The sequence below is a fragment of the Neoaquamicrobium sediminum genome, from assembly GCF_013240295.1.
Lineage (GTDB): Bacteria > Pseudomonadota > Alphaproteobacteria > Rhizobiales > Rhizobiaceae > Aerobium > Aerobium sediminum.
In genome coordinates, this window is sequence record NZ_JABETK010000002.1 from 1,197,471 (window position 1) to 1,219,510 (window position 22,040).

A 22,040-nucleotide genomic window follows, 5' to 3' on the forward strand; every position below is an offset into this window, starting at 1 on the left:
ACAGCGGCAAAACCTTGAACCGACCGGGCGCGCCCGCGCCCGGCGACGATGAAGCGCGCCGGCGATCATCCTGACAACCATGCCTTCCCCCTCGAACCGCAAGGCGATAGGTTGCGCCCCATGCCGCCCGTCCATGTCGACCCCGCCAAGATCCACGAATTTCCCGATGCCGACAGCTTCGATCGCTGGCTCGGCGAGAATCACGATCGTGCCGACGAGATCTGGATCAAGGTTCACAAGAAGGGTTCCGGCCTGCCGTCGATCACGCCGGTGGAGGCGATCGATGCCTGTCTCTGCTGGGGCTGGATCGACGGCATCCGCAAGGGGTTCGACGAGCGGAGCTTCCTCCAGCGCTACACGCCGCGCGGCCGCAAAAGCGTGTGGAGCCGGATCAATGTCGACAACGTCGCCCGCCTGGTCGCGGAGGGCCGCATGACCGAACACGGCCTCGCCCATGTCGAGGCGGCGAAGGCCGACGGGCGCTGGGACCGCGCCTATGCCGGCAGCCGCGAGATGACGATACCGGACGACCTGCAGGCGGCGATCGATGCCGAGCCCCGCGCGCGCGACATGCTGGCGACGCTGACGGCGCAGAACCGCTTCGCGCTCGCCTTCCGCACGCACAATATGAAGACGGAGGCCGGTCGCAGGCGCAAGATCGCCGAGCTGGTCGAGATGCTGAAACGTGGGGAGACGATCCATCCGCAGCGCCGCAGGTGAGGCTGGGCCTACCCCGCGCCGGCAAGGCAGGGGTCGAGCATCACCCGGCTCTCGTCCACCGGCGCATAGCCGCCGCCGAAGAGCACCACGTCGCCGGGCTGCATGTCGTTGGTGGAATAGGTCACGCACAGGACCCGCACGCCCGGCGCGTCGCACATGATGAGGTAGGCCAGCGTGCCGTCGGTCTCCACCGCCGAGAGCGCCCCGCGGATCGACATGGTGAGCCGCCCGTCATAGTCCGGCACGCGGTCGATCCAGTCGCCGATCGTCTCGCAGGTCGCCGGCTCGTCCGCATAGGCCTCGCCCTTGCGGAACGGCCCGGCCGGGTCGCAGCAGTCCTGCGCCGGCGCCGGCAGGGTCGAAGCAGCAAGCGCCGCCGCCAGCAATGAAGCGCGCAGCGCGCGAGCCGCCTTCATGATCGTTCAACCCTCTCCTCGATCCCGCCGTGCGAACTATCGCGGCCAGAATGGCGGAAGAAAGGCACGGGGGTCGGGGATCGTGTACGCTAGCTCCTACTGGCACTGTCGGCGCGGGCCGCCGCCATAGGGCTGGTAGCTGTTATCCTCCACCCGGTAGGAGCGATAGCGGCGGAAGCAGTCGTCGATATGGGCCGGCGACATGTCGACCAGGCCCAGCTCCCGCCACGGGTCGCTCGCCGCGGACCCCACGCCCTCATCGGCAACGTAGCCGGCCACGCTTACCGTCTGCGCGTCGCCCTGGGCGAATGTGAGCTCGTCGAGATGGGGCGAGACGCACTCGCGACGGCCACCACGATAGGGCTGATAGCTGTTATCGGCCTCGCGATAGGAGCGATAGCGCTCATGGCACCACGCGACATGTGCGTCCATCAGCCGATAGGCATCGTCGTCGGTGATCGGATCGTCGTCGCCCTGCAGGCTCGCCGTCGTGATCATGTCGGTGGATACGTCTCCTGCAGCCGGGGCAACCACATCATCCGTGTCGACCGCCTTCACATCGACCGCATCGGCGGGCACGACAGCCGCGATCCGCTCGAACCCCTGGGCGCCGCGCTCAACCTGCCGGGGGATGCTGCTCCAGACAGACGCGACATCCTCGCCCTTGGCATCGGGCCGGCCATCGGGCATCGGCATCATGACGAACATGGCGAGCGCGATGCCGCTGCCGAAAACTACCAGGGTCGCCAGGAACCCCGTCGCGATTGCCAGAAGTGATTTCACGATGCCTCTCCATTAGCTGGTGATCAATCAATGCAGCCGGACGAGGCCGGTTCCATGATTCGGTCACAATCCGCAGAGCGGCCGCGCACGCCCCTCGACGCCGGCTCTCCATTACGCAGAATTAATCTCCCCGAAAGCGCGCCGTAATGTTCGCCCCCGCATCATCGCTTCAAGGGACACATCAACGAGGAAGCCAACCCCATGAAAAAACTCATTATCATCGCGCTTGCCGCATCCGGCGCGGCCGTCGCCCAGGCGCAGGCTGAAACGGCCGAACCACGCGGCAGCCGGGGCGAGTTCCGCGCCGAGATGCGGGCGCTGATCGCCGGCGACGGCATGGACGTCGCAGCCCTCGCCAATCTCATGCATGAGCGCGCCACCGCCCGCTTCGAGGCGCTGGATGCCGACGGCGACGGCATCGTCACGAAGGACGACGTGCTGGCCGCCGCAGCAGAGCGCGCACAGAGCCGTTTCGAACGCATGGGGCCGAACGAGGACGGCATCGTCAAGCACGAAGGCCGGAAGGGCTGGCGCAAGCATGGCGAGCGCGGCGAGCGCCGGCAGCCGCTCAGCGAAGAGCAGCGCGCCGAGCGCATGCAGGAGCGGACAAGCGAACGCTTCGCACGCCTCGACACCGACGGCGACGGCATGATTTCGCCCGAGGAGTTCCAGGCTGGCGCCACGGGCCGGATGGAGCGTTTCGCCGAGCATCGCGAACGCCGGGCCGAGCGCCGCGCGGAGATGCCTGAGGAGATGCGCGAGATGCACGCGCAGTTCCGCACCCTGATGCGCGAGGGTATGAATCTGGATGCCTTCTCCGGCTTCGCCCGCGATCGCGCGTCCGCCCGCTTCGACGCGCTCGACGCCGACGGCAATGGCGAGCTGACGGCCGACGAGTTTACCGCCGGCGTGAGCGAACGCGCCGAGCGGGTCTTCGCCCGCATGGACCGCAACGAAGACGGCAAGGTGACCTCGGACGATCGCCCCAACCGCGCCGGCAAGCGTGGCGATGGCCACCGCAGCAAGGACTGATCGGGATCGACAACGAAAAACCGCCCGGCACTGCCGGGCGGTTTATGTGTTGTCAAAGGTCGGCGAAGATCAGTTTCGCGCCATCGCGGTGCCGTGGACGTTGCGCCCCAGCCAGCGATACCAGGTTGCGACGTCGCCGTTGAAGACGTTGAGGTCGATCTCGCCCTTGACGCCCTTGGACAGGCCGGTGCCGGAATATTGCCAGAAGGCCCATTCACGGCCGGGATAGCGCTTCGACGGGTGGGCCGCGACCGAGCGCAGCCAGAACGGATAGCCGTTGAACGCACCCTTGAGGTTGTCCTCATAGAAGTCGGGCGTCACGTAGATGATCGGCTTCTGGCCGTAGTGGCGCTCCAGCCGGTCCATGAAGACCTGCATCTTTTCGCGCACGAGCTGTGGCGAGAGCTTCTGCTTGCAGCTTGACTGGTGGTTCCATTCCACATCGATCACCGGCGGCAGCGCGCCTGCCTCTCTCGGCACGTTGCGGATGAACCAGTCAGCCTGCGAGGAGGCGGTGCGACACCAGTAGAAGAAGTGGTAGGCGCCGCGCTTGATTCCGGCTTCCGCCGCACCCTTCCAGTTCTTGGCAAACATCGGATCGAGATGGTCGCCGCCGTCTGTGGCCTTGATGAATGCGAAATTTGCGCCCTGGCTGCGCAGCCGCGCCCAGTCGATGTCGCCCTGCCAGCGCGAGACGTCGACGCCGTGCACCAGATGGTGCTGCGGCGTGATCTTGCCGAAGTCCATAGGCTTTGCGTCGCTGAAGCGCTGCGAAATCACCTTGGGGCGCGGGCCGGAGGCAGGCGGCGCTGCGGGCCTCGACTGCGGCGCCACCATTGCCACCTGCTGCATGGCCGGGGTGTCGATCGCATCCGATTCGTTCAGCGCGGCGATCGCCGCCGGAGATGCGTCAGGATAAGCCGCCGCAGTGGCGCCAATGGCGGTCTGAGGCGTCACGGGGCGCACGATCGAACTGGTCGTCTCGTTCGACGGCTTGATCGACTGCAGCGCATCGATGGTCGAGCCCGTGGAGCAGCCGGCCAGGACGAGAAGTGCCGCAAACAACGCGGTAGGTCGGAAAGGACGCATGAAAACTCGCACACAAAACTGGAGTTTGCAGACAAGGGCACGCGCCGCCCTGCCCGCCTCCAGTCACGCTTAACGAAAAATCACCAACAATCACTGAATCCGAGCTTTAACCATGTTTGGTCCGCTCGACGGCCGTTGCAAGCGCGTCGCCGAGGCGGCCGAACGCGGCCTCGTCTCCGGGCAGACCGAAGCGCAGGGCCTGCTCGTCGAAATCGAAGCTGCGTACCAGCACGCCCTGTCGGCCCAGTGCCGCGGTAACAGCCCCCGCACCGGGCACGCGCACGAAGCGGTAGAGATCGGTGCCGCCAGAAACGGCCAACCCGTGCCGGCCAAGCAACGCATCAAGCTGATCGGCGTCCATCCGGAGCCGTTCGCGCGTTGCCTCCTGCCAACCGGTATCGGCAAGCGCGCACAGCCCGATCTCAAGCGTCGGACCAGAGACCGCCCAAGGGCCGAGCCGGCGGCGCAGGTCCTCCGCAAGCTTCGGTTCTGCTAGTGCGAAACCGAGGCGGATGCCGGCAAGGCCGAAGAACTTCCCGAACGAGCGCAGAACGACGATGCCGCCCGCCTCGACCTCCGGCGCAAGGCTCTGATAGCGGGGGCCGACATCCATGAACGCCTCGTCGACAACCAGCAAACCGCGTTTGGTTCGAAGGTGCGCGGCCAGTCGAAGCAAGTCGTCTCGCAGGCAGACACGCCCGTCCGGATTGTTCGGGTTGACGACGATCGCGACGTCGGCTTCGAACAGGGCATCGAAATCCCGCGCTTCAACGACGGCGTGGCCAGCCAGCGCCGCCGCGCGCGTGTTCGGCATAAGTAGGCGACAGCACGGCCGCCCTGCCGGGCCGCACCAGTCCGGCTACCAGCGGCAGCAGGGCCTGCGTGCCCGGCGCCGCGGCGATGAACGCTGCGGACGGCGCTTCATAAGCCGCTGCCGCCACCGCCGCGAGTTCATTGGCGCGGCTTTCCTCGGGTAGACGTGCAAAGACGCTGGCGGGCAGCTCGAACAGCGGATAGGAGTGCGGGTTGATACCGGTGGACAGGTCGAGCCAGGGCTTCGGTGCACCGGGATAGAGCCGCTCGGCGCGCAACAGGCTGCCGCCATGTTCCACCGCCCCGGATGCCATATCAACGCCGCCTGCTGTCATGTTCGTCCTGATCGCTTTCCTTGCCCTGCTGATCGAAACCGGCGTCGGCTATCCCGACCGCCTGTTTCGCGCGATCGGACACCCGGTGACATGGATCGGTCGACTGATCTCATGGATGGATACGCGCTTCAATCGCGACGCTGACTCGCCGTCCACAGCCCGCATGGCGGGCATCATAACACTCCTCTTGCTGGTTGTGCTTTCGGTCGGGACAGGACTGGTGCTGCAATGGTTTCTTGCCGGCTGGATCGGCTTCTTGCTGCTTGCAGTGCTTGCCAGCAGCCTGCTGGCCCAGCGCAGCCTTGCGGCGCATGTGGAGGCAGTTGCCGACGCACTCGAGACCGGCGGGCTTGAAGCCGGCCGCGAAGCCGTCTCGCATATCGTCGGCCGCGACCCGCAGAGCCTCGATGAAGCCGGTGTCTCCCGTGCCGCAATCGAGAGCCTTGCGGAAAATTTCTCCGACGGCGTGGTCGCGCCGGCGTTCTGGTTGGCCCTTGCCGGGCTTCCCGGCGGCATTGCCTACAAGGCAATCAACACTGCCGACAGCATGATCGGCCACAGGACACCACGCCACCTTGCATTCGGCTGGGCCTCGGCGCGGCTCGACGATCTGGTCAACCTGCCGGCCTCGCGGCTTTGCGCAATGTTGATCTGCGCTGCAGCCGCGCTTGTGCCGGGCGCATCGCCGGCGGAAGCATGGCGCGCGGTCTGGCGCGATGCGCGATACCACAAGTCGCCCAATGCGGGCTGGCCGGAGGCTGCCATGGCGGGCGCGCTCGGCCTCGCACTGGCAGGCCCGCGCTCCTATGGCGGCGTGCTGGTCGATGACGTCTTCATGGGCGAAGGCGGCCGCCGCGAAGCCAACGCTGCCGATATCCGCCGCGCCCTGCGACTCTACCGGACAGCCGACGCGCTGCTGATCGGCCTCGCCGGCGTAGGCGCCGCAAGTGTGCTGGCTCTCTAGAATTCTATGCCCGCCTGCGCCTTCACGCCGGCGGCAAAGTGGTGCTTGACCTGCCCCATCTCGGTGACGAGGTCTGCCACCTCCACGAGTTCGGGCTTTGCGTTGCGTCCGGTGACGACGACATGCAGGTCCGGCCGGCGCGCCTTCAGGTTAGCCACGACACTGCCGAGGTCGAGGTAGTCGTAGCGCAGAGCGATGTTGAGCTCGTCGAGGATGACCAGGCCGAAACTCTCGTCGGCCATCATCTCCTGCGCCTTCGCCCATGCGCGCTCGGCCGCGGCCACGTCGCGGGCGAGATCCTGCGTTTCCCAGGTGAACCCCTCGCCCATGGCGTGCCAGACGAACAGATCGCCGAAGCGCTCGAGCGCCTGCGTCTCGCCTGTCTTCCACGCGCCCTTGATAAACTGCACGACACCGACCCGCCGACCGTGTCCCAGCATGCGCAAGGCAAGGCCAAACGCCGCGGTCGACTTGCCCTTGCCCGGGCCGGTATTGACGACCAAAAGACCCTTCTCGACCGTCTTGCCGGCGACCTCGGCGTCCTGGACGGCCTTTCGTTTCTCCATCTTGGCCTTATGGCGCTCGGCTTGCTTTTCGTCGATCTCGCGCATCACTTCACTTTCATCGGCAGGCCGGCGACCATAAAGACCACGCTATCAGCGCGCGCCGCGATCATCTGGTTGAGGCGACCTGCGGCATCGCGAAACCGGCGCGCAAGCGCGTTGTCCGGCACGATGCCGAGCCCGACCTCGTTTGCGACGACAACCCAGCGCCCATGCGGGCTGGCGAGGGCATCGGCCAGCCGCTGCGATTCGGCCTCGACGTCACGCTCGGCCAGCATCACATTCGTCAGCCACAGGGTCAGGCAATCCAGAAGAACCGGACGACCCGCGGGCAACGCTTCCAGCGCGCCGACGAGGTCCAGTGGCGCATCGACGGTGTGCCATCGCGAATCCCGGCGCGCACGGTGGTGAGCGATCCGGTCCGCCATCTCGCCGTCCAGCGCCTGCGCCGTCGCGATATAGCTCCAGGGCGCCGGCTCTCCTGACAGAAGGTCCTCGGCGTGGTGGCTCTTTCCGGAGCGCGCACCGCCGAGGACGAAAGTCAGCGTACCGGTCGGGTCAGGCAAGGCTGCTTTGCGGCTCGCCGAGCCCCTGCGCGAAACGCGGCCGCAGCACGCCAACTATGGCGCCGAGAGCCAGCCAGAAGATGAGGTTGGTCACGGTCACCGCCACAACAAAGCTGTGGTGGAGATTGGCCGGGACCAGCGTGTCGTGGCTCTCCGGCTGCGGAGCGCCGATGACGTGCGGCAGCACGATCAGCACGGCACCCAGGGCCGCCAGCGCCGCCGACCTCGTCAACGCGATAAGCGCGAGTCCACCGGCCGTGGCAATGACGACACCGATCCACCAAGCCTGCCGCGCGAAGAGATCGGCGGCAGGCATGCCCGGCAGTTCGGGCGGCAGGCCTAGTCCGGGTGCAAGCGTGAACACCGAGAAACCAGCGAACCCCCAGAATAGTCCCTGCCGCCAGCCGGCGATCCCACCAACCAGTTCGGATGCAACAACCAGCAGCAGGCTGAAGCCAATGCCGGTCACGATGGCTGCAAGGGCGGTGTAGAGGGTTCGTTCCAGCCCGTCGGCGGGCATCCAGGCCTCGTCGCCATGGCTGTGCCCGGCTGCACCGTGATCGTGTGATTCTTCAGCCGCAGCACCTTCTTCGCCCGCGCCTTCATAGGCTTCGGCTTGGAGAATGAGGGGAACCGTGAAGGCAACCTGCATGGCGGTCATCACGAAACCCGCGAACAGCCCCGAGAGCGCCGCGACGAACACGACGTTACGAAATATGGTCATGGCTTAACTCTCGTATCAGTGGCAGGGAAATGCCATCGAATGGCGGTAGTCGTGGCCGGCATTGTGCACCACCTCCATGTGGGAGAAGCCCACAAAGCCGGTGATGAAAAGGCCTAGAAAACCTGCGAGCGAGAGTTGCAAGAGGCGCGACTGCGAAGATGCCGCAGCAATTGCACCAGATGAAGTAGCCATGATTCGTCCTTTCCCCTCCACCCGAGGGAACGTGTTTCGATAGCCGGCGGCAGGTCTCCTGGCTTGCGGGTCACAGCCCCTCCCCGCCTTCCCGAAGCGCATGCTCCAGTGGCTTTTGGGGAAAGGCTCTCCGCTCACAGTTGCGGGGGCAGCCGCGGAATCGGGCGCTGTTGGCCCTCACCGCATTCCCTCTGGTCCCTTGCGGAAACCGACGACGCTTTCACCATAGCGCAATCATCGGCTGCCGCAACCTTCAATCGAGCCGCGTTGACAGCCTTACCTCGGGCGACCTAAATGGACGCCGACGGTCCTGTCGCCGCGAGGTGACAGGCTAAGAGGGAATACGGTGCGCTTTCGGGCAAATCCGTAGCTGTCCCCGCAACTGTAGACGGATAGTTCCTGTCGAATGCCACTGAAGCGGGTGCTTCGGGAAGGCGGCAGGAGCAGCGACCCGTGAGCCAGGAGACCTGCCGTCGCAGAACCAATCCTGACCGCCCGGCGGGTGTTCCCGGGCAAGGAGCGCAATGTGACGGACATAATTTCCGGCGATTTGAAACCGGACCTCGATGCCTCTTCGCAAGAAGGCGAGACCGCGTCCGCGGTCACCATAATCGTCTGCAGTTCCTGCCGCTATCCGGGCACGCCGGCCGAAACCTTTCCACGACCCGGATCGGCGCTGGCCGACGCCACCCGCGAGGCCGCGGCAGGCAGCACGGTCGACGTCAGGCAGGTCGCCTGCCTCGGCAACTGCAAGCGAGGCCTGAGCGCCGCCGTGCTGCGCGCCGGCTCGTGGAGCTACATCTTCGGCGAGCTGGATGCCGGCAGCGCCGCAGACCTCGTGACAGGTGCGGAGCTCTTTGCCGGCTCATCTGATGGTTTCATGCCTTTCCGCAATCGGCCCGAAGCGCTCAAGCGCGGCCTCATCGCCCGCGTCCCCACAGCAGCTAACCTTCAGGATCTCAAATGAACACGTCCGTCCAGCGCATACCCTGCACCGTCGTCACCGGCTTCCTCGGTGCCGGCAAGACCACGCTCATCCGCAACCTGATCGAGAATGCCGGCGGCAGGAAACTCGCCGTCATCGTCAACGAGTTCGGCGATGTCGGCATCGATGGCGAAATCCTGCGCGGCTGCGGCGTCGAGAACTGCTCCGAGGAGAACATCGTCGAACTGGCCAATGGCTGCATCTGTTGCACCGTCGCCGACGATTTCGTGCCCGCACTCGACAAGATCCTCTCGCGCGGCACGGAGGTCGACCACATCCTGATCGAGACGTCGGGCCTCGCCCTGCCCAAGCCGCTGGTGCAGGCGTTCCAGTGGCCAGCAGTGCGCAACCGCGTCACGGTTGATAGCGTGGTGGCAGTCGTCGACGGTCCGGCGCTTGCCGCAGGCGAGGTAACGGGCGACCGCGACGCGCTCGAACAGCAGCGGGCGGCAGACGATCGATCGACCACGACGATCCCGTGGAGGAGGTGTTCGAGGATCAGGTCGCCTGCGCAGACCTGATCGTGCTGTCCAAGAGCGACCTGCTGGACGATGCCGCCAGACGCCGCGCCGAAGCGGCGGTGGCCGAACATCTGCCGCGCGCGGTCAAGATCGTTGCCGTCGCCAACGGCCGTATCGATGCCGGTGCCGTGCTCGGCCTCGGCCTCGCCGTCGAAGACGACATCGAGAACCGCAAGACGCACCACGACGACGAGGAAGATCACGAGCACGACGATTTCGACTCCTTCGTCATCGAGCTTCCGGCGATCGCAAGCCCCGAGGAGCTTGCCCGCAAGGTGGCAAGCGCTGCTGAGGCTGAGAACGTCCTGCGCCTGAAGGGGTTCGCCCATGTCGAGGGCAAGCCGATGCGCCTGCTGGTACAGGCTGTGGGGCCGCGCGTCTCGCACCACTACGACCGCGCCTGGGAAGCCGGAGAAGAGAAGGCGACACGGCTCGTCGTGATCGGCCTGAAGGGGCTCGATCGGGCAGCCGTCGAGAAGCTTCTGGCCGCCTGAGACGATGCACATCCTCGCGACATCTTCGGCCTCTCTGGACGACCTGATCGATCCCGTCGATCTGGCCATGCAGCCGGCGGAGATGATCGCGCTGTCCTTCTCCGACAGCGACCTTGCTGCACTTTCACGGGCTTGGAAGGCCGCCGACGGCGCGTTGCCCTCGCTGCGGCTGGCGGCCTTGCGCGACTTGCGGCATCCGATGTCCGTCGACCTGTGGCTCGATGGCGCCGGCGGGAAGGCGAAGGTGGTGGTGGTGCGCCTGCTCGGCGGCCACGACTACTGGCGCTACGGCTGCGACAGGGTGGCGGAAACCGCGCGGCGAAACGGCATCGCACTTGCGCTGCTTCCGGGCGAATGCCGCGAGCGCGACGAGCGGCTGGCCGGGCTCTCGACTATTTCCGACGTCGAGTATGACGCCCTGCTGGCCTGTTTCCGCGAGGGAGGGTCGGACAATCTCGCATCGGCGCTGCGCCATATGGCGCGGCTGGCCGGCCACGCTGTCGAGGCGGCGACGGCGGCACCCATCGCGAAGGCTGGCTATTATCTGCCGGGCGACGGTGTCGTTACGCCCGAGCAGGTCGTTCCGGATGGCAGGCCCGTCGTGCCGCTGCTGTTCTATCGATCGATGCTGCTGGCGGACGACGTCGCGCCCATCGTTGCGCTGGCGAATGCGCTTGCGGGGCGCGGTATCTGTGCTCTGCCCATTTTCGTTGCGAGCCTACGCGACGACGCGGCGCGGGCTCTGCTCAAGGACGCGGTGAAGCGTTTCGCCCCGTCGCTACTGGTCACCGCGACGGCTTTCGCCACCGGTGCCGAACCCGGCGAGCAGAACATCTTCGACGAGATCGGCCTTCCGGTGTTTCAGGTAGCGATTGCCACGACGAGGCGAGATGCCTGGGCGGAAGGCCAGCGCGGTCTGGCGCCGCCAGACCTTGCGATGCATGTGGTCCTGCCGGAACTCGACGGGCGGCTTATGGCCGGCGCAATCTCCTTCAAGCAGGCGGCCGAACCAGACGCCCAACTGGCGTTGAGACCCACGGTCAACCGGCCGGAGCTTGACCGGGTCGCGCAGGTGGCCGCCCGCATCGAGGCATTCGTCACGCTGCAACGGACCCCGCCCGCCGAGCGCCGTGTGGCGATCCTCGTTCCCGACTACCCGGCGGCGGCCGGCCGTACAGGTTATGCCGTCGGCCTCGATGTGCCGCAAAGCGTGCTGGAGATGCTGCACAACCTGAAGAACGCCGGCTATGCGGTTGAGAAGATTCCCGCTTCAGCGCGCGAGCTGATGCGGCTGCTTAAGCGCGAAAGCGATGCACTTGCGCTTGATGTCTATCGGGGCGCACTTGCGAGCCTGCCTTCCGAATCCGCGCAGGCGCTACAGGAAACATGGGGTGATCCCGAACACGATGCGCCGAACGGCATGTTCGGCTTCCGCGCAGCCCGGTTCGGCAATGTCACCGTCGCGCTTGCACCTGATCGCGGCCGCTCCGCCGACAGGCGCGTCGATTATCACGATCCGGCTCTTCCGCCACGCCATGCCCTCCTTGCATTCGGCGTCTGGCTGCGCGAAGCGCTTGGCAGCCACGCATTGGTGCATGTGGGTGCGCATGGCACGCTCGAGTGGTTGCCGGGCAAGACGGTCGCGCTGTCGAACGGCTGCTTCCCCGAGATCGTTGCCGGCGCGCTGCCGGTCATCTACCCCTTTATCGTCAGCAATCCCGGCGAGGCCGCACAGGCCAAGCGGCGCATCGCGGCAGTCACGCTCGGGCACCTGACTCCTGCGCTGGTCGGCGCGGGACTGACACAAGAGCAGCAGATGCTTGAGCGGCTGGTCGACGAGTACGCACAGGCCGACGGGCTCGACCGGCGGCGGCGCGACCGGCTGGCCAAGCTCATCGTGGAAACCGCAGCCGAAACCGGCCTTGCCCGCGATGCTGGGGTTTCCACCGACAATCCCGACGAGGCATTGCTGCAGATCGATGCGTGGCTCTGCGACCTCAAGGACTTCGCGGTCAAGGACGGATTGCACATCTATGGCCGCAGCCCGGACGGGGAAGTCGACACGGTGCGCAAGGCCAGCGCCGAAGCGGAGCGAAAAGCGTTGTTCGCCGCACTCGACGGCCGACGCATTGCCGCCGGCCCCTCCGGTGCGCCGGCGCGCGGCCGCACCGATGTCTTCCCCACCGGCCGCAACCTGTTCACGGCCGATCCGCGCACGCTGCCGACGCCGACCGCCGCCGCGCTCGGCGAGGCGGCGGCAAAAGAGGTCGTGCACGGCTACATGCAGGACCATGGCGACTATCCGCGCGCGATGGTGATCGACCTGTGGGGCTCGGCCTCCCTGCGTACCGGCGGCGAGGAAATCGCGCAGGGGCTGGCGCTGATGGGCTGCCGCCCGCAATGGGACCATGCGACCGGGCGCGTCACCGGCATCGAGGTGCTGCCGCCTGCCGCTATCGGGCGCCCGCGCGTCGACTTGACCTGGCGTATTTCCGGCCTGTTCCGCGACATGTTCCCGACCCAGATCGCTCTGATCGACGCAGCGGTTGCCGCCGTCGCTGCGCGCGACGAGGCCGCTTCGGAGAACCCGCTGGTCGCTGGCCGCCGCTCTGGTGATGCGCGGCCCGTTCGAATCTTTGGGTCCGCACCCGGTACCTATGGCTCCGGCATCGAGGAGAAGCTCGCGAGCGGCGCATGGGACGAGCGTGCGGAACTCGGGCGCGCCTATCTCGACGCCGCCAGCCATGCCTATGGCGGCGTGGATGGCGAGGGCCTGGCCGTGCCCGGCGCGTTCGCTGAACGTATCGCCGGCGCCGACCTGCTCGTGCATGTCAGCGACGACCCCGGCCGCGACATTCTCGAAGGTTCGGCGGACGTCGCCTTCGTCGGAGGCTTCGCGGCGGCGGTCGCGGCGCTCGGCGGCAAGGCCGACATCGTCATGCTCGACGTCACCGATCCGGCGCGGCCGCGCGGCCACTCCATCGTTTCCGCAGTGACGCGTACCGTCCGCGCCCGCGCGCTCAATCCGCGCTTCATCGCTGGCCAGATGCGCCACGGCCCGCGCGGCGGCGCGGAATTTGCCGAGACTGTGGATCGTCTGGTGGGTTTTGCCGAAACGACGGAAGCGATCCCCGGCAACCTGCTGGAAGATGTGCACGACGCCTATCTCGGCGACCCGGTGGTGCGCGCCTTCCTGCTCGACCAGAACCCGGCAGCCGCCCGCGCCATCGCCGAGCGGTTCGCGGCGGCACGCCGGCGCGGGCTCTGGCATCCGCTGCGCAATTCGGTCGACGAGGATCTGGCCGCGCTCATCGCCGAGGCGCAGGCGCTGGAGGAGGCCGCATGAGCACCGACTTGCGCCGGGGCGCCTGCCCTTCCCTGTCCGCGCCGATGCAGACCGGCGACGGCCTGCTTGCGCGGCTCAACCCCGCCGACGGCGCGCTTACGGGCCACCAGCTTGCCGGTGTGGCGGATGCAGCCGAAGCGTTCGGAAACGGCCAGCTTGAAATCTCCGCCCGCGGCAACCTGCAGATCAGGGGACTGACACGCACTTCGGCGGGCGTCCTTGCAGATGCGGTCGCGGAGTTGGGCATCGCGGTCCACCCAGGCATCGAAGTACGGACGGGCGCGCTTGCCGGGCTCGACGCCGGGGAGATTGCAGACCCCCTCCGGATTGCCCAAGCGATCCGAAAACGGGCACTGCCGCTTGCCGACCGGCTTGCGCCCAAGCTGTCGGTGGTGATCGATGGCGGCGGCGCCCTGCCTCTCCATGTACTTGTTGCGGATGTGCGGCTCCGAGCCATCTCGGCACGCGAGTGGCTGGTGGAAGCAGGCCGCACGGTGGTCGGCACCGGTGGGCCGGACGCGGCTGTCGATGCGGCGATCTTCGTGCTCGACCATCTGTCGGAACGCGGCCCCGGCGCGCGCGGTCGCGACCTGGACGACGCCGCGATAAGCGCGGTTTCCGCCAGCCTGAAACCCACCCCGCAAAGAGCCCCGGCGCAAGCGACGCTGCCGGTCGGGCGCTTTCCATTGCGCGACGGCAGGATGGCACGCGGCATTGCGCTGGCTTTCGGCCAGATCGATGCGAGCAGCCTCAGAACCCTTGCACAAGCGGCGGAATCGGAAACGGTCTTCCGGCTTGCGCCCGGCCGTGGACTGCTGGTGCTGAACATGTCAGAGGCCGAAGAACGCACGCTGGTCGAGACCGCCACCCGGCTTGGTCTCGTGACCGAAGCGAGCGATCCCAGGCTGCGCATCGTGACCTGCGCCGGGGCGCCAGCGTGTGCCTCCGCTCATCTGGCTACCAAGGCGATCGCCGCTGCCCTGGCAATGGAGATACCGGATGGAAGCGGGATCGTTCATCTTTCCGGCTGTGCCAAGCAGTGCGCCAACCCGCGACGGGCGGCCGCGACCCTGATCGGCGGGGCGCAAGGCTACGAAATCGAAACGAAGGACGACGCCATGCGCGCGCGGCTTAAGCGCATCGCCGAAAGCCATGGCGCTGCGGCGCGGAGACGGAGTGCATGACGGCAGCGAACGACTACATACGCGATGGAACGGCGATCTACGAAAAATCCTTCGCCATCATCCGCGCAGAAGCCGACCTGTCGCGTTTCAGCGTCGCGGAATCGGATATCGCGGTTCGCATGATCCATGCCTGCGGGCTGGTTGAGGCAGCCGAAGCCTTTCATTTCTCGCCGGATTTCGTGTCTGCCGGGCGCAAAGCCCTGACGGACGGCGCGCCGATCCTGTGTGATGCCGAAATGGTGGCCCATGGCGTCACCCGTGCCCGCCTGCCGGCCAACAATGCCGTGATCTGTACGCTGCGCGATCCGCGCACCGCCGAGCTTGCCGCAAGCATGGGCAATACGCGCTCTGCCGCCGCACTTGAACTCTGGCGCGATCACCTCGCCGGCGCCGTCGTCGCGATCGGCAATGCGCCGACGGCACTGTTTCATCTACTCGACATGCTGTCGGCCGGCGCGCCGAAACCCGCTGCGATCATCGGCATGCCGGTCGGCTTCGTCGGTGCTGCCGAATCCAAGGACGCACTGGCCGAAGGCAGCCACGGCGTGCCGTTTGCCATCGTGCGCGGACGGCTGGGCGGCAGCGCGATGACGGCCGCTGCGATCAACGCACTCGCGAGGCCGGGACTGTGACGGGAAAACTGATTGGCGTCGGGACCGGCCCAGGCGATCCGGAACTGCTAACCTTGAAGGCGGTGCGCGCACTGGCGGAGGCCGACGTGATCGCCCATTTCGCCAAGCGCGGCAATTCCAGCAATGCGCGCCGCATCGTGGCGGGGCACTTGCGACTGGGCTGGTGGAACTGCCGCTACTCTACCCGGTCACCACCGAAATCGCGCGCAGCGACGACGCTTACGGCTCGGCGATCGGCACGTTCTACGAGGAAGCCGCAGCCTCGGTTGCCGCACATCTGGAAGCCGGCCGCAGCGTCGCCGTGCTGAGCGAGGGCGATCCTCTTTTCTACGGCTCCTACATGCACCTCCACGTGCGCCTTGCGAACCGTTTTCCGACCGAGGTGATTCCGGGCGTCACGGCCATGTCCGGCGCCTGGTCGGCGGTTGGCGCGCCCATCGCCCAGGGCGACGACGTCCTGTGCGTGCTGCCCGGCACCCTGCCTGACGATGAGCTCGCACGGCGCCTTTCGGCTTCCGAGGCGTGCGTCATCATGAAGGTCGGGCGCAACCTGCCGCGTATCCGTCGCGCGCTCGACATCGCCGGACGGCTCGACGAGGCAATCTATGTCGAGCGCGCCACGATGGCAGAAATGACGTTTGCCCGGCTGTCCGAACGGCCGGACGATGCGGCTCCCTACTTTTCCATCGTGCTCGTGCCGGGATGGAGCGGGCGACGATGAATGAGCAAACGACCACAGGCCGGCTGACCGTGGTAGGGCTTGGGCCGGGCAGTCCGCGCCAGCTCACGCCCGAAGCTCACGCGGCGATCGAAGCATCCAGCGACCTGTTCGGCTACGGTCCCTATCTCGACCGCATCGCGCTGCTGCCGGGCCAGACTGCACACCGCTCCGACAACCGGGAAGAAATTGCGCGTGCTTCGGCGGCACTCGAACTGGCGGCAAGCGGCCGCCAGGTAGCCGTGGTTTCCGGCGGCGATGCCGGCGTCTTTGCCATGGCAGCAGCCGTGTGCGAGGCCATCGAGGCAGGACCGGAAACCTGGCGGGAACTGGAAATTTCGATCGTGCCGGGCGTGACCGCGATGCTTGCCGTGGCAGCCAGTGTCGGCGCACCGCTCGGCCATGATTTCTGCGCGCTGTCGCTGTCCGACAACCTCAAGCCCTGGGAAACGATTGAACAGCGCCTGCGCGCGGCTGCTTCAGCCGGCTTCGTGATCGCGATCTACAATCCGGTCAGCCGCGCAAGACCTTGGCAGCTCGACAGGGCGTTCACGATCCTGCGAGAAGAGTTGCCCGAGACCGTGCCGGTTGTCTTCGGTCGCGCAGCCGGCAGGGCTGACGAGAAAATGACGTTGACCGATCTGGCGGGTGCCGAGGGCGCGCTCGCCGACATGGCGACCTGCGTCATTGTCGGCTCGCTCGAAACGAGAACGGTCCCGCGTAATGGATTGCCGCCCCTCGTTTATTCGCCGCGATCAACCGGCAGGCCAGCATGACTGCATATGCGCATGATGGCTTCGTCCACGGTCGCTGCGGCATCCCCAACCGGCGGCTGCGGCCTAGAGACCATGACGACCAGCAGGCCAAGCTGGCGCGCAGCCGCGATCTTGCCGTAGGTGGCCTCGCCGCCGCTGTTCTTGGCAACGACGATCTCGATGCCGTGCGCAAGCAAAAGCGCGTGTTCGTCGGCTTCCGCAAACGGTCCGCGATCGAGGATGTAATGCGCGCCGGCGATCCGCTCAGCCATGTCCACCGGCTCGACGCTTCGCACGATGTAGCGGTGTTGCGGACGGATAGCGAAGCGACCGGCTTCCTGCCGTCCGATGGCGAGAAACACCGTGCGCGGCGCTTCGCCGAGCAGAGCCGCCGCGTGGTCGATGTCGCAGGCCGCGACCCAGTCGTCGCCGGGCTGCGGCTCCCATGGCGCTCGCTCCAGCCGCACGAGCGGCACGGCGGCCGCACGCGACGCCTCAACGGCATTGGCGGTGATACGTGCGGCGAACGGGTGCGTAGCGTCGACGAGCACGTCGACCTGCCCTGCCAGCAGCCACTGCGCCAACCCCGGTGCGCCACCGAAGCCGCCGACGCGTACGTCTCCGGCCTGCGGCAGCGGGTTTTCCGTTCGCCCGGCGAGCGACAGTGTCACGCGCATGTCGCCGCGCGCAACGAGACGGCGGGCAAGCACGCGTGCCTCGCTGGTGCCGCCGAGGATGAGAACATGCGGGATGGCCATGACGCCATCTAGAGAAGACAGCGCCGCACGCGCAACCGCAAAACCCTGGCTGAGCATCGTCGGCATAGGCGAGGATGGCCTAGCCGGGCTCGGCGAGGCGGCGCGTGCTGCAATCGCTGAAGCTGCATTCGTGTTCGGTGGGGCGCGGCACATCGAACTGGCCGCACCGCTGATCGCCGGGGAAAAGCGGCAATGGCCCTCCCCGTTCGATGTTACCGCCGTGCTTGACCTAGTAGGCCAGAAAGTCTGTGTGATGGCTTCCGGCGACCCGTTTCACCACGGTGTCGGCGCAACGCTGGCGCGCGACCTGCATCCTTCGGAATATGCGGTCTTTCCCGCCCTTTCAGCCTTCAGCCTCGCTGCAGCACGGCTCGGCTGGCCGCTTCAGGACGTCGCGACCATTTCGCTGCACGGCAGACGGATCGAGTTCCTGCGCCCGCTGCTGCATCCCGCAACGCGCGTCCTCGCGTTGACTTCGGATGGTGCAGCACCGGCGGCAATTGCGCGAATGATAACGGAGCTGGGCTTCGGCGCCTCAAGCGTCTGCGTACTGGAAGCCATGGGCGGCCCGAACGAGCAGCGGACCGATATGAAGGCCAGCGAAACAGGCGATCGGCAATTCGGACCGCTCAATGTGCTCGGTATCGAGGTGGTCGCCGACGACCGCGCATCGGTCCTGCCGCTCGCCGGCATCGGCGACGACCTCTTCGAGCATGACGGCCAGATCACCAAACGCGAGATCCGCGCATTGACGCTCTCCGCCCTGGCTCCGCGCCGCGGGAGTTGCTGTGGGATGTCGGCGCCGGATCCGGTTCGATTGCGATAACGTGGATGCTGAAACATCCCTCCATGCGCGCAGTCGCCATCGAGCAGCACGCGGATCGCGCGCAACGCATTCGCCTCAATGCCGACACCCTCGGCGTGCTGGAGCTTTCGGTGATCGAGGGCTCCGCGCCTGCCGCCCTCGCCGACCTCACTGTCCCGGACGCGATCTTCATCGGCGGCGGCGGTGCCGACGATGGCGTGGCGGAAGCAGCCATCGAAGCGCTGAAGCCGGGTGGCCGGCTGGTGGCGAACGCCGTGACGGTGGAGACGGAGACTCTTCTTGCCGGTCTGCACGCGCGGCTGGGCGGCGACCTCATCCGCATCGCTCTGTCGCGGGCGGCCCCTGTCGGCACCATGACCGGCTGGCGCCCGGCGATGCCGGTGACGCAGTGGATATGGACGAAGCCATGATCGTCGCCGGCATGGGATGCAAAAAAGGCACGGAAGAAGCCGAGGTGCTTGCAGCGATCGACGCCGCACTCGCCGCTCATGGCCTGAGCCGGGCCGCCCTGGGCGCATTGGCGGTGCTACCGCAGAAACAGAATGAACCGGCAATCGGTGCGGCAGCGCGGACGCTCGGTGTCGGCCTGATCGTCTCAGCCGCCATCGGTAAGGAAACGCTTACGCAATCTTCGCATTCGCTGGCCGCGACCGGCACTGGCTCGGCATCCGAGGCGGCGGCACTCGCCGGGGCCGGCGAAGGCGCCTATCTGCTCGGGCCCCGCGTCATCGCCAGCGGCGCGACATGCGCGCTGGCCAGCACGGGGCTTCGCTCATGACCGTTCACTTCATCGGCGCGGGACCGGGCGCGGCAGACCTTATCACCGTTCGTGGGCGCGATCTGCTTGCTGCCTGCCCCGTCTGCCTCTATGCGGGCTCGGTGGTCCCGATCGAACTGCTCGCCTATTGCCCGGGAGGTGCCCGCATCGTCGACACCGCGCCGCTATCCCTCGACGAGATCGAGGCCGAGTACGTGGCAGCGCATGCCGCCGGGCACGACGTGGCGCGGCTGCATTCCGGCGACCTTTCGATCTGGAGCGCAGTGGCCGAGCAGATGCGCAGGCTCGACCGGCTTGGAATACCCTATACGCTCACACCCGGGGTTCCCGCCTTTGCAGCAGCGGCAGCCGCGCTCGGTCGCGAACTGACCATACCGGGGTGGCGCAGAGCCTTGTTCTGACGCGGGTGTCCGGCCGCGCCTCGGCCATGCCCGAAGGCGAGACGCTGGAGGCGTTCGGGCGCACGCAGGCGACGATCGCCATTCATCTGGCCATCCATGCGCTTGACAGGATCGTGGCGGAGCTGACCCCCGTCTATGGCGCTGACTGTCCGGTAGCCGTGGTGGCGCGCGCGACATGGCCGGAGGAACGCGTCATCACCGGCACGCTGGAAACAATCGAGGCAATGGTCGCCGACGACCCCATCGACCGCACGGCGATCGTTTTCGTTGGCCGTGGCCTAGCCGCTGAAGGTTTTCGCGAAAGCGCGCTCTACGACGCCGCCTACCAGCGCCGCTTCCGCGGACGGGAGGGTTTATGAGCCTCGCGACGGCCATCGAGCGGCTCAATTTCGCAGGCCGGTCTTTTGCGCCGGGCGACGTCTGGCTCGCAGGCGCAGGACCGGGCGGCGTCGGCTGCCTGACGCTGGAGGTTCTGCACGCACTTTCATGCGCCGATGCGATCGTTTACGACGCGCTTGTAGAACCGGCGATACTGGAGGCCGCGGACGGTGCGGAGCTGCACTTCGTCGGCAAGCGAGGCGGCCAGCCATCGACGCCGCAATCCGAAATCAACGCACTGCTGGTCTCGCTGGCCAGCTCGGGCAAGCGGGTGTTGCGCCTCAAGGGCGGCGACCCGAACCTCTTCGGCCGTGGCGGCGAGGAAGCGCTGGCGCTCGCCGAGGCCGGCATGGCGTTTCGCTTCCTGCCCGGCATAACGGCGGCCTTCGGGGCGCTTGCCGCCGCGTCCATCCCGGCCACGATGCGCGGCACCAACACAGCGATCATACTGGCGACTGGCCATCTCGCCGGCGAGGACGACGATCTCGACTGGGCGGCGCTGGGTGCGACCGGTCAGCCGATCGTCGTCTACATGGGCATGAGCCGGTTGGGGCGCATCGCCGACGCGCTGATGGCCGGCGGAACGGCGCCGGAAACACCCGTGGCAGCCATCGTATCCGCCACAACGGCCAGCGAGCGGATCGTCGTCGCCGAACTCGGCACGATTGCCGCGCGCGCGGCGGAGGCTGGTCTCGCCTCGCCTGGCCTGGTGATCATCGGCGACATTGTCGCCATGCGCGAAAGGCTTGGCCGATGAGCGCACGCGGTCTCATCGTGGGTGCTGCGCGCTCCGGTTCGGGCAAGACCAGCGTCGCGGTTGGCCTGATGCGCGCATTGCAGCGGCGCGGGTTGGTCGTGGCCGGCGCCAAATCCGGGCCTGACTATATCGATCCGGGTTTTCATGCAGCGGCGACGGGGCGGCCGGGCGTAAACCTGGATAGCTGGGCGATGGATCCGCCGCTGCTGGAGACGCTACTGGCGCGGCAGGTCAACGGAGCGGACATCCTTATCGCCGAAAGCGCCATGGGCCTTTTCGATGGCGTACGCGGTGACGACGGCCGCACCGGCTCCGCCGCCGATCTCGCAAGACGCTTCGGGCTGCCGGTGCTGCTCGTGCTTGACGTGTCGGGGCAGTCACAGACAGCGGCAGCGATCGCCCATGGCTTCACCAGCTTCGACCCGGCGGTACGCGTTGGAGGTGTGGTGCTCAACCAGGTGGCCAGCGAGCGGCACGAGACGCAGGCGCGCACGGCAATCGAAGAGCGTGGCATCCCGGTCGTCGGCGCGATCCGGCGCAACCCGGATATGGCCATGCCGGAGCGCCATCTGGGCCTAGTGCAGGCGCGCGAGCATCAAGCGCTGGAAGCCTTCATCGAACGCCTGGCCGATGTCATGGAGCAGTCCATCGACCTCGAAGCCGTCATCGCATGCGCCGGTCCCATCGCAGCGAGCGATATAGGCGCGCCGGCGCTGCCGCCGCCGGGTCAGAGGATCGCGATCGCCGACGATGCGGCGTTCAGTTTCGTCTACCCGCACCTTGCGCGCCAGTGGCGCTCTGCTGGCGCCGAGTTCGTGCCCTTTTCGCCATTGGCGGACGAGACACCGGACCTATCCTGCGATGTGTGCTGGCTGCCGGGCGGCTATCCCGAGCTTCACGCAGGCAGGCTCGCGGCTGCGGCGGGTTTCAAGACGGGACTGGCAGCCTTCGCCCGCAACCGCCCTGTCCATGGCGAATGCGGCGGCTACATGGTTCTCGGCGCAGCACTGGAGGACGCCGACGGCGTGATGCACGAAATGGCGGGCCTGCTCGGCCATGTCACCAGCTTCGCCAAACGCAAGATCAACCTGGGCTATCGCCGCGCCCATCTCATCGCCGACTGCCCGGTCGCGACAGCCGGCGCGGAGCTGCGCGGCCACGAATTCCATTACTCGCGCGTGATCGAAACCGGCAACGACGAGCCGCTGGCCGAACTGTTCGATGCTGCCGGCAACGCGCTCGGCGCCTCGGGCGGCAGGCGCGGCCTCGTCACCGGCGCATTCTTCCACGCTATCGCGGGCAACTGAGCG

General features: G+C 67.1%; 19 protein-coding genes, 5 pseudogenes and 2 riboswitches. Of the genes and pseudogenes, 15 read left to right on the forward strand and 9 right to left on the reverse strand.

Going from position 1 to position 22,040, the window contains the following annotated elements:
- The first annotated feature begins 120 nt into the window (after positions 1 to 120).
- Positions 121 to 720: a YdeI/OmpD-associated family protein gene (locus tag HK436_RS17750; protein WP_173191895.1), complete on the forward strand. Its 600-nt coding sequence runs from the start codon at positions 121 to 123 to the stop codon at positions 718 to 720.
- 8 nt (positions 721 to 728) lie between these two features.
- Here the strand turns inward: HK436_RS17750 and HK436_RS17755 are convergent, their stop codons facing one another.
- Positions 729 to 1,136, reverse strand: coding sequence for a hypothetical protein (locus tag HK436_RS17755; RefSeq protein ID WP_173191897.1), 408 nt, complete (start codon positions 1,134 to 1,136; stop codon positions 729 to 731).
- A gap of 96 nt (positions 1,137 to 1,232) precedes the next feature.
- Positions 1,233 to 1,919, reverse strand: a complete 687-nt coding sequence (locus HK436_RS33065; RefSeq protein WP_173191899.1) for a BA14K family protein — start codon at positions 1,917 to 1,919, stop codon at positions 1,233 to 1,235.
- Positions 1,920 to 2,120: 201 nt separating this feature from the next.
- Between HK436_RS33065 and HK436_RS17765 the strand changes: the two genes are divergently transcribed.
- Positions 2,121 to 2,951 (forward strand): CREC-EF hand family protein, encoded by an 831-nt coding sequence (locus HK436_RS17765; RefSeq protein ID WP_173191901.1) that lies wholly within the window; start codon positions 2,121 to 2,123, stop codon positions 2,949 to 2,951.
- A 69-nt stretch (positions 2,952 to 3,020) separates the two neighbouring features.
- On the opposite strand, the gene HK436_RS17770 is transcribed toward HK436_RS17765, so the two are convergent.
- On the reverse strand, positions 3,021 to 4,040 hold the full coding sequence (locus HK436_RS17770) for a glycoside hydrolase family 25 protein (RefSeq protein ID WP_173191903.1): 1,020 nt from the start codon (positions 4,038 to 4,040) through the stop codon (positions 3,021 to 3,023).
- Positions 4,041 to 4,146: 106 nt separating this feature from the next.
- Positions 4,147 to 5,188 (reverse strand): annotated as a pseudogene (gene cobD, locus HK436_RS17775) (threonine-phosphate decarboxylase CobD).
- Here cobD and cbiB point away from each other — a divergent pair.
- Positions 5,187 to 6,152, forward strand: coding sequence for an adenosylcobinamide-phosphate synthase CbiB (gene cbiB / locus HK436_RS17780; RefSeq protein ID WP_173191905.1), 966 nt, complete (start codon positions 5,187 to 5,189; stop codon positions 6,150 to 6,152). The pseudogene cobD and the gene cbiB overlap by 2 nt on opposite strands.
- Here the strand turns inward: cbiB and cobO are convergent.
- The 4 genes from cobO to HK436_RS17800 are packed head-to-tail and all read right to left on the reverse strand — an operon-like array spanning position 6,149 to position 8,197.
- Positions 6,149 to 6,763 carry a cob(I)yrinic acid a,c-diamide adenosyltransferase gene (cobO, locus tag HK436_RS17785; protein WP_173191907.1) on the reverse strand — a complete coding sequence of 205 codons (615 nt, stop codon included), beginning with the start codon at positions 6,761 to 6,763 and terminating at the stop codon, positions 6,149 to 6,151. The genes cbiB and cobO overlap by 4 nt on opposite strands.
- Complete coding sequence (gene cobU, locus HK436_RS17790; protein WP_173191909.1) at positions 6,763 to 7,281, reverse strand: bifunctional adenosylcobinamide kinase/adenosylcobinamide-phosphate guanylyltransferase; 519 nt, start codon at positions 7,279 to 7,281, stop codon at positions 6,763 to 6,765. The genes cobO and cobU overlap by 1 nt, the downstream gene beginning before the upstream one ends.
- Positions 7,274 to 8,005, reverse strand: coding sequence for a CbtA family protein (locus HK436_RS17795; RefSeq protein WP_173191911.1), 732 nt, complete (start codon positions 8,003 to 8,005; stop codon positions 7,274 to 7,276). The genes cobU and HK436_RS17795 overlap by 8 nt, the downstream gene beginning before the upstream one ends.
- 15 nt (positions 8,006 to 8,020) lie before the next feature.
- Entirely contained in the window at positions 8,021 to 8,197 is a 177-nt protein-coding gene (locus HK436_RS17800) for a CbtB domain-containing protein (RefSeq protein WP_173191913.1), read from the reverse strand.
- 31 nt (positions 8,198 to 8,228) lie between these two features.
- Positions 8,229 to 8,425, reverse strand: a riboswitch (cobalamin riboswitch).
- Between the two features lie 60 nt (positions 8,426 to 8,485).
- Positions 8,486 to 8,686, forward strand: a riboswitch (cobalamin riboswitch).
- Between the two features lie 37 nt (positions 8,687 to 8,723).
- Between HK436_RS17800 and HK436_RS17805 the strand changes: the two genes are divergently transcribed.
- The 7 genes and pseudogenes from HK436_RS17805 (at position 8,724) to HK436_RS17835 (ending at position 16,853) form a co-directional block, all read left to right on the forward strand.
- Positions 8,724 to 9,164, forward strand: coding sequence for a DUF1636 family protein (locus HK436_RS17805; protein ID WP_312860629.1), 441 nt, complete (start codon positions 8,724 to 8,726; stop codon positions 9,162 to 9,164).
- A pseudogene (gene cobW, locus HK436_RS17810) lies at positions 9,161 to 10,197 on the forward strand (cobalamin biosynthesis protein CobW). The gene HK436_RS17805 and the pseudogene cobW overlap by 4 nt, the downstream one beginning before the upstream one ends.
- A gap of 4 nt (positions 10,198 to 10,201) precedes the next feature.
- A complete protein-coding gene (gene cobN / locus HK436_RS17815) occupies positions 10,202 to 13,543 on the forward strand; it encodes a cobaltochelatase subunit CobN (protein WP_173191915.1) in 3,342 nt (1,113 codons plus the stop codon).
- Positions 13,540 to 14,727, forward strand: a complete 1,188-nt coding sequence (cobG, locus tag HK436_RS17820) for a precorrin-3B synthase (protein WP_173191917.1) — start codon at positions 13,540 to 13,542, stop codon at positions 14,725 to 14,727. Before cobN ends, cobG begins: the two co-directional genes overlap by 4 nt.
- Positions 14,724 to 15,359, forward strand: coding sequence for a precorrin-8X methylmutase (locus HK436_RS17825; RefSeq protein WP_173191919.1), 636 nt, complete (start codon positions 14,724 to 14,726; stop codon positions 15,357 to 15,359). The genes cobG and HK436_RS17825 overlap by 4 nt, the downstream gene beginning before the upstream one ends.
- Positions 15,356 to 16,080 (forward strand): annotated as a pseudogene (locus tag HK436_RS17830) (precorrin-2 C(20)-methyltransferase). The gene HK436_RS17825 and the pseudogene HK436_RS17830 overlap by 4 nt, the downstream one beginning before the upstream one ends.
- Positions 16,077 to 16,853 carry a precorrin-3B C(17)-methyltransferase gene (locus HK436_RS17835; RefSeq protein WP_173191921.1) on the forward strand — a complete coding sequence of 259 codons (777 nt, stop codon included), beginning with the start codon at positions 16,077 to 16,079 and terminating at the stop codon, positions 16,851 to 16,853. The pseudogene HK436_RS17830 and the gene HK436_RS17835 overlap by 4 nt, the downstream one beginning before the upstream one ends.
- Here HK436_RS17835 and HK436_RS17840 read toward each other — a convergent pair.
- A complete protein-coding gene (locus HK436_RS17840) occupies positions 16,820 to 17,590 on the reverse strand; it encodes a cobalt-precorrin-6A reductase (protein WP_173191923.1) in 771 nt (256 codons plus the stop codon). The two genes, HK436_RS17835 and HK436_RS17840, sit on opposite strands and share 34 nt — an antisense overlap.
- Here HK436_RS17840 and cbiE point away from each other — a divergent pair.
- The 5 genes and pseudogenes from cbiE to HK436_RS17865 all read left to right on the forward strand — a co-directional run bounded on the left by cbiE (position 17,589) and on the right by HK436_RS17865 (position 22,037).
- A pseudogene (gene cbiE / locus HK436_RS17845) lies at positions 17,589 to 18,826 on the forward strand (precorrin-6y C5,15-methyltransferase (decarboxylating) subunit CbiE). The gene HK436_RS17840 and the pseudogene cbiE overlap by 2 nt on opposite strands.
- Positions 18,823 to 19,194, forward strand: a complete 372-nt coding sequence (locus tag HK436_RS17850) for a cobalamin biosynthesis protein (protein ID WP_173193592.1) — start codon at positions 18,823 to 18,825, stop codon at positions 19,192 to 19,194. The pseudogene cbiE and the gene HK436_RS17850 overlap by 4 nt, the downstream one beginning before the upstream one ends.
- Positions 19,191 to 19,954, forward strand: a pseudogene (cobM, locus tag HK436_RS17855) (precorrin-4 C(11)-methyltransferase). The gene HK436_RS17850 and the pseudogene cobM overlap by 4 nt, the downstream one beginning before the upstream one ends.
- On the forward strand, positions 19,951 to 20,730 hold the full coding sequence (cobA, locus tag HK436_RS17860; protein ID WP_173191925.1) for a uroporphyrinogen-III C-methyltransferase: 780 nt from the start codon (positions 19,951 to 19,953) through the stop codon (positions 20,728 to 20,730). Before cobM ends, cobA begins: the two are co-directional and overlap by 4 nt.
- Positions 20,727 to 22,037, forward strand: coding sequence for a cobyrinic acid a,c-diamide synthase CobB (locus HK436_RS17865; protein ID WP_173191927.1), 1,311 nt, complete (start codon positions 20,727 to 20,729; stop codon positions 22,035 to 22,037). Before cobA ends, HK436_RS17865 begins: the two co-directional genes overlap by 4 nt.
- Positions 22,038 to 22,040: the final 3 nt, after the last annotated feature.

Coding starts and splice junctions, on each gene's coding strand:
- HK436_RS17750 (WP_173191895.1), top strand. CDS start 121: ATGCCGCCCGTCCATGTCGACCCCGCCAAGATCCACGAATTTCCCGAT.
- HK436_RS17755 (WP_173191897.1), bottom strand. CDS start 1,136: ATGAAGGCGGCTCGCGCGCTGCGCGCTTCATTGCTGGCGGCGGCGCTT.
- HK436_RS17765 (WP_173191901.1), top strand. CDS start 2,121: ATGAAAAAACTCATTATCATCGCGCTTGCCGCATCCGGCGCGGCCGTC.
- HK436_RS17770 (WP_173191903.1), bottom strand. CDS start 4,040: ATGCGTCCTTTCCGACCTACCGCGTTGTTTGCGGCACTTCTCGTCCTG.
- cbiB (WP_173191905.1), top strand. CDS start 5,187: ATGTTCGTCCTGATCGCTTTCCTTGCCCTGCTGATCGAAACCGGCGTC.
- cobO (WP_173191907.1), bottom strand. CDS start 6,763: ATGCGCGAGATCGACGAAAAGCAAGCCGAGCGCCATAAGGCCAAGATG.
- HK436_RS17795 (WP_173191911.1), bottom strand. CDS start 8,005: ATGACCATATTTCGTAACGTCGTGTTCGTCGCGGCGCTCTCGGGGCTG.
- HK436_RS17800 (WP_173191913.1), bottom strand. CDS start 8,197: ATGGCTACTTCATCTGGTGCAATTGCTGCGGCATCTTCGCAGTCGCGC.
- cobN (WP_173191915.1), top strand. CDS start 10,202: ATGCACATCCTCGCGACATCTTCGGCCTCTCTGGACGACCTGATCGAT.
- cobG (WP_173191917.1), top strand. CDS start 13,540: ATGAGCACCGACTTGCGCCGGGGCGCCTGCCCTTCCCTGTCCGCGCCG.
- HK436_RS17825 (WP_173191919.1), top strand. CDS start 14,724: ATGACGGCAGCGAACGACTACATACGCGATGGAACGGCGATCTACGAA.
- HK436_RS17835 (WP_173191921.1), top strand. CDS start 16,077: ATGAATGAGCAAACGACCACAGGCCGGCTGACCGTGGTAGGGCTTGGG.
- HK436_RS17840 (WP_173191923.1), bottom strand. CDS start 17,590: ATGGCCATCCCGCATGTTCTCATCCTCGGCGGCACCAGCGAGGCACGC.
- HK436_RS17850 (WP_173193592.1), top strand. CDS start 18,823: ATGATCGTCGCCGGCATGGGATGCAAAAAAGGCACGGAAGAAGCCGAG.
- cobA (WP_173191925.1), top strand. CDS start 19,951: ATGAGCCTCGCGACGGCCATCGAGCGGCTCAATTTCGCAGGCCGGTCT.
- HK436_RS17865 (WP_173191927.1), top strand. CDS start 20,727: ATGAGCGCACGCGGTCTCATCGTGGGTGCTGCGCGCTCCGGTTCGGGC.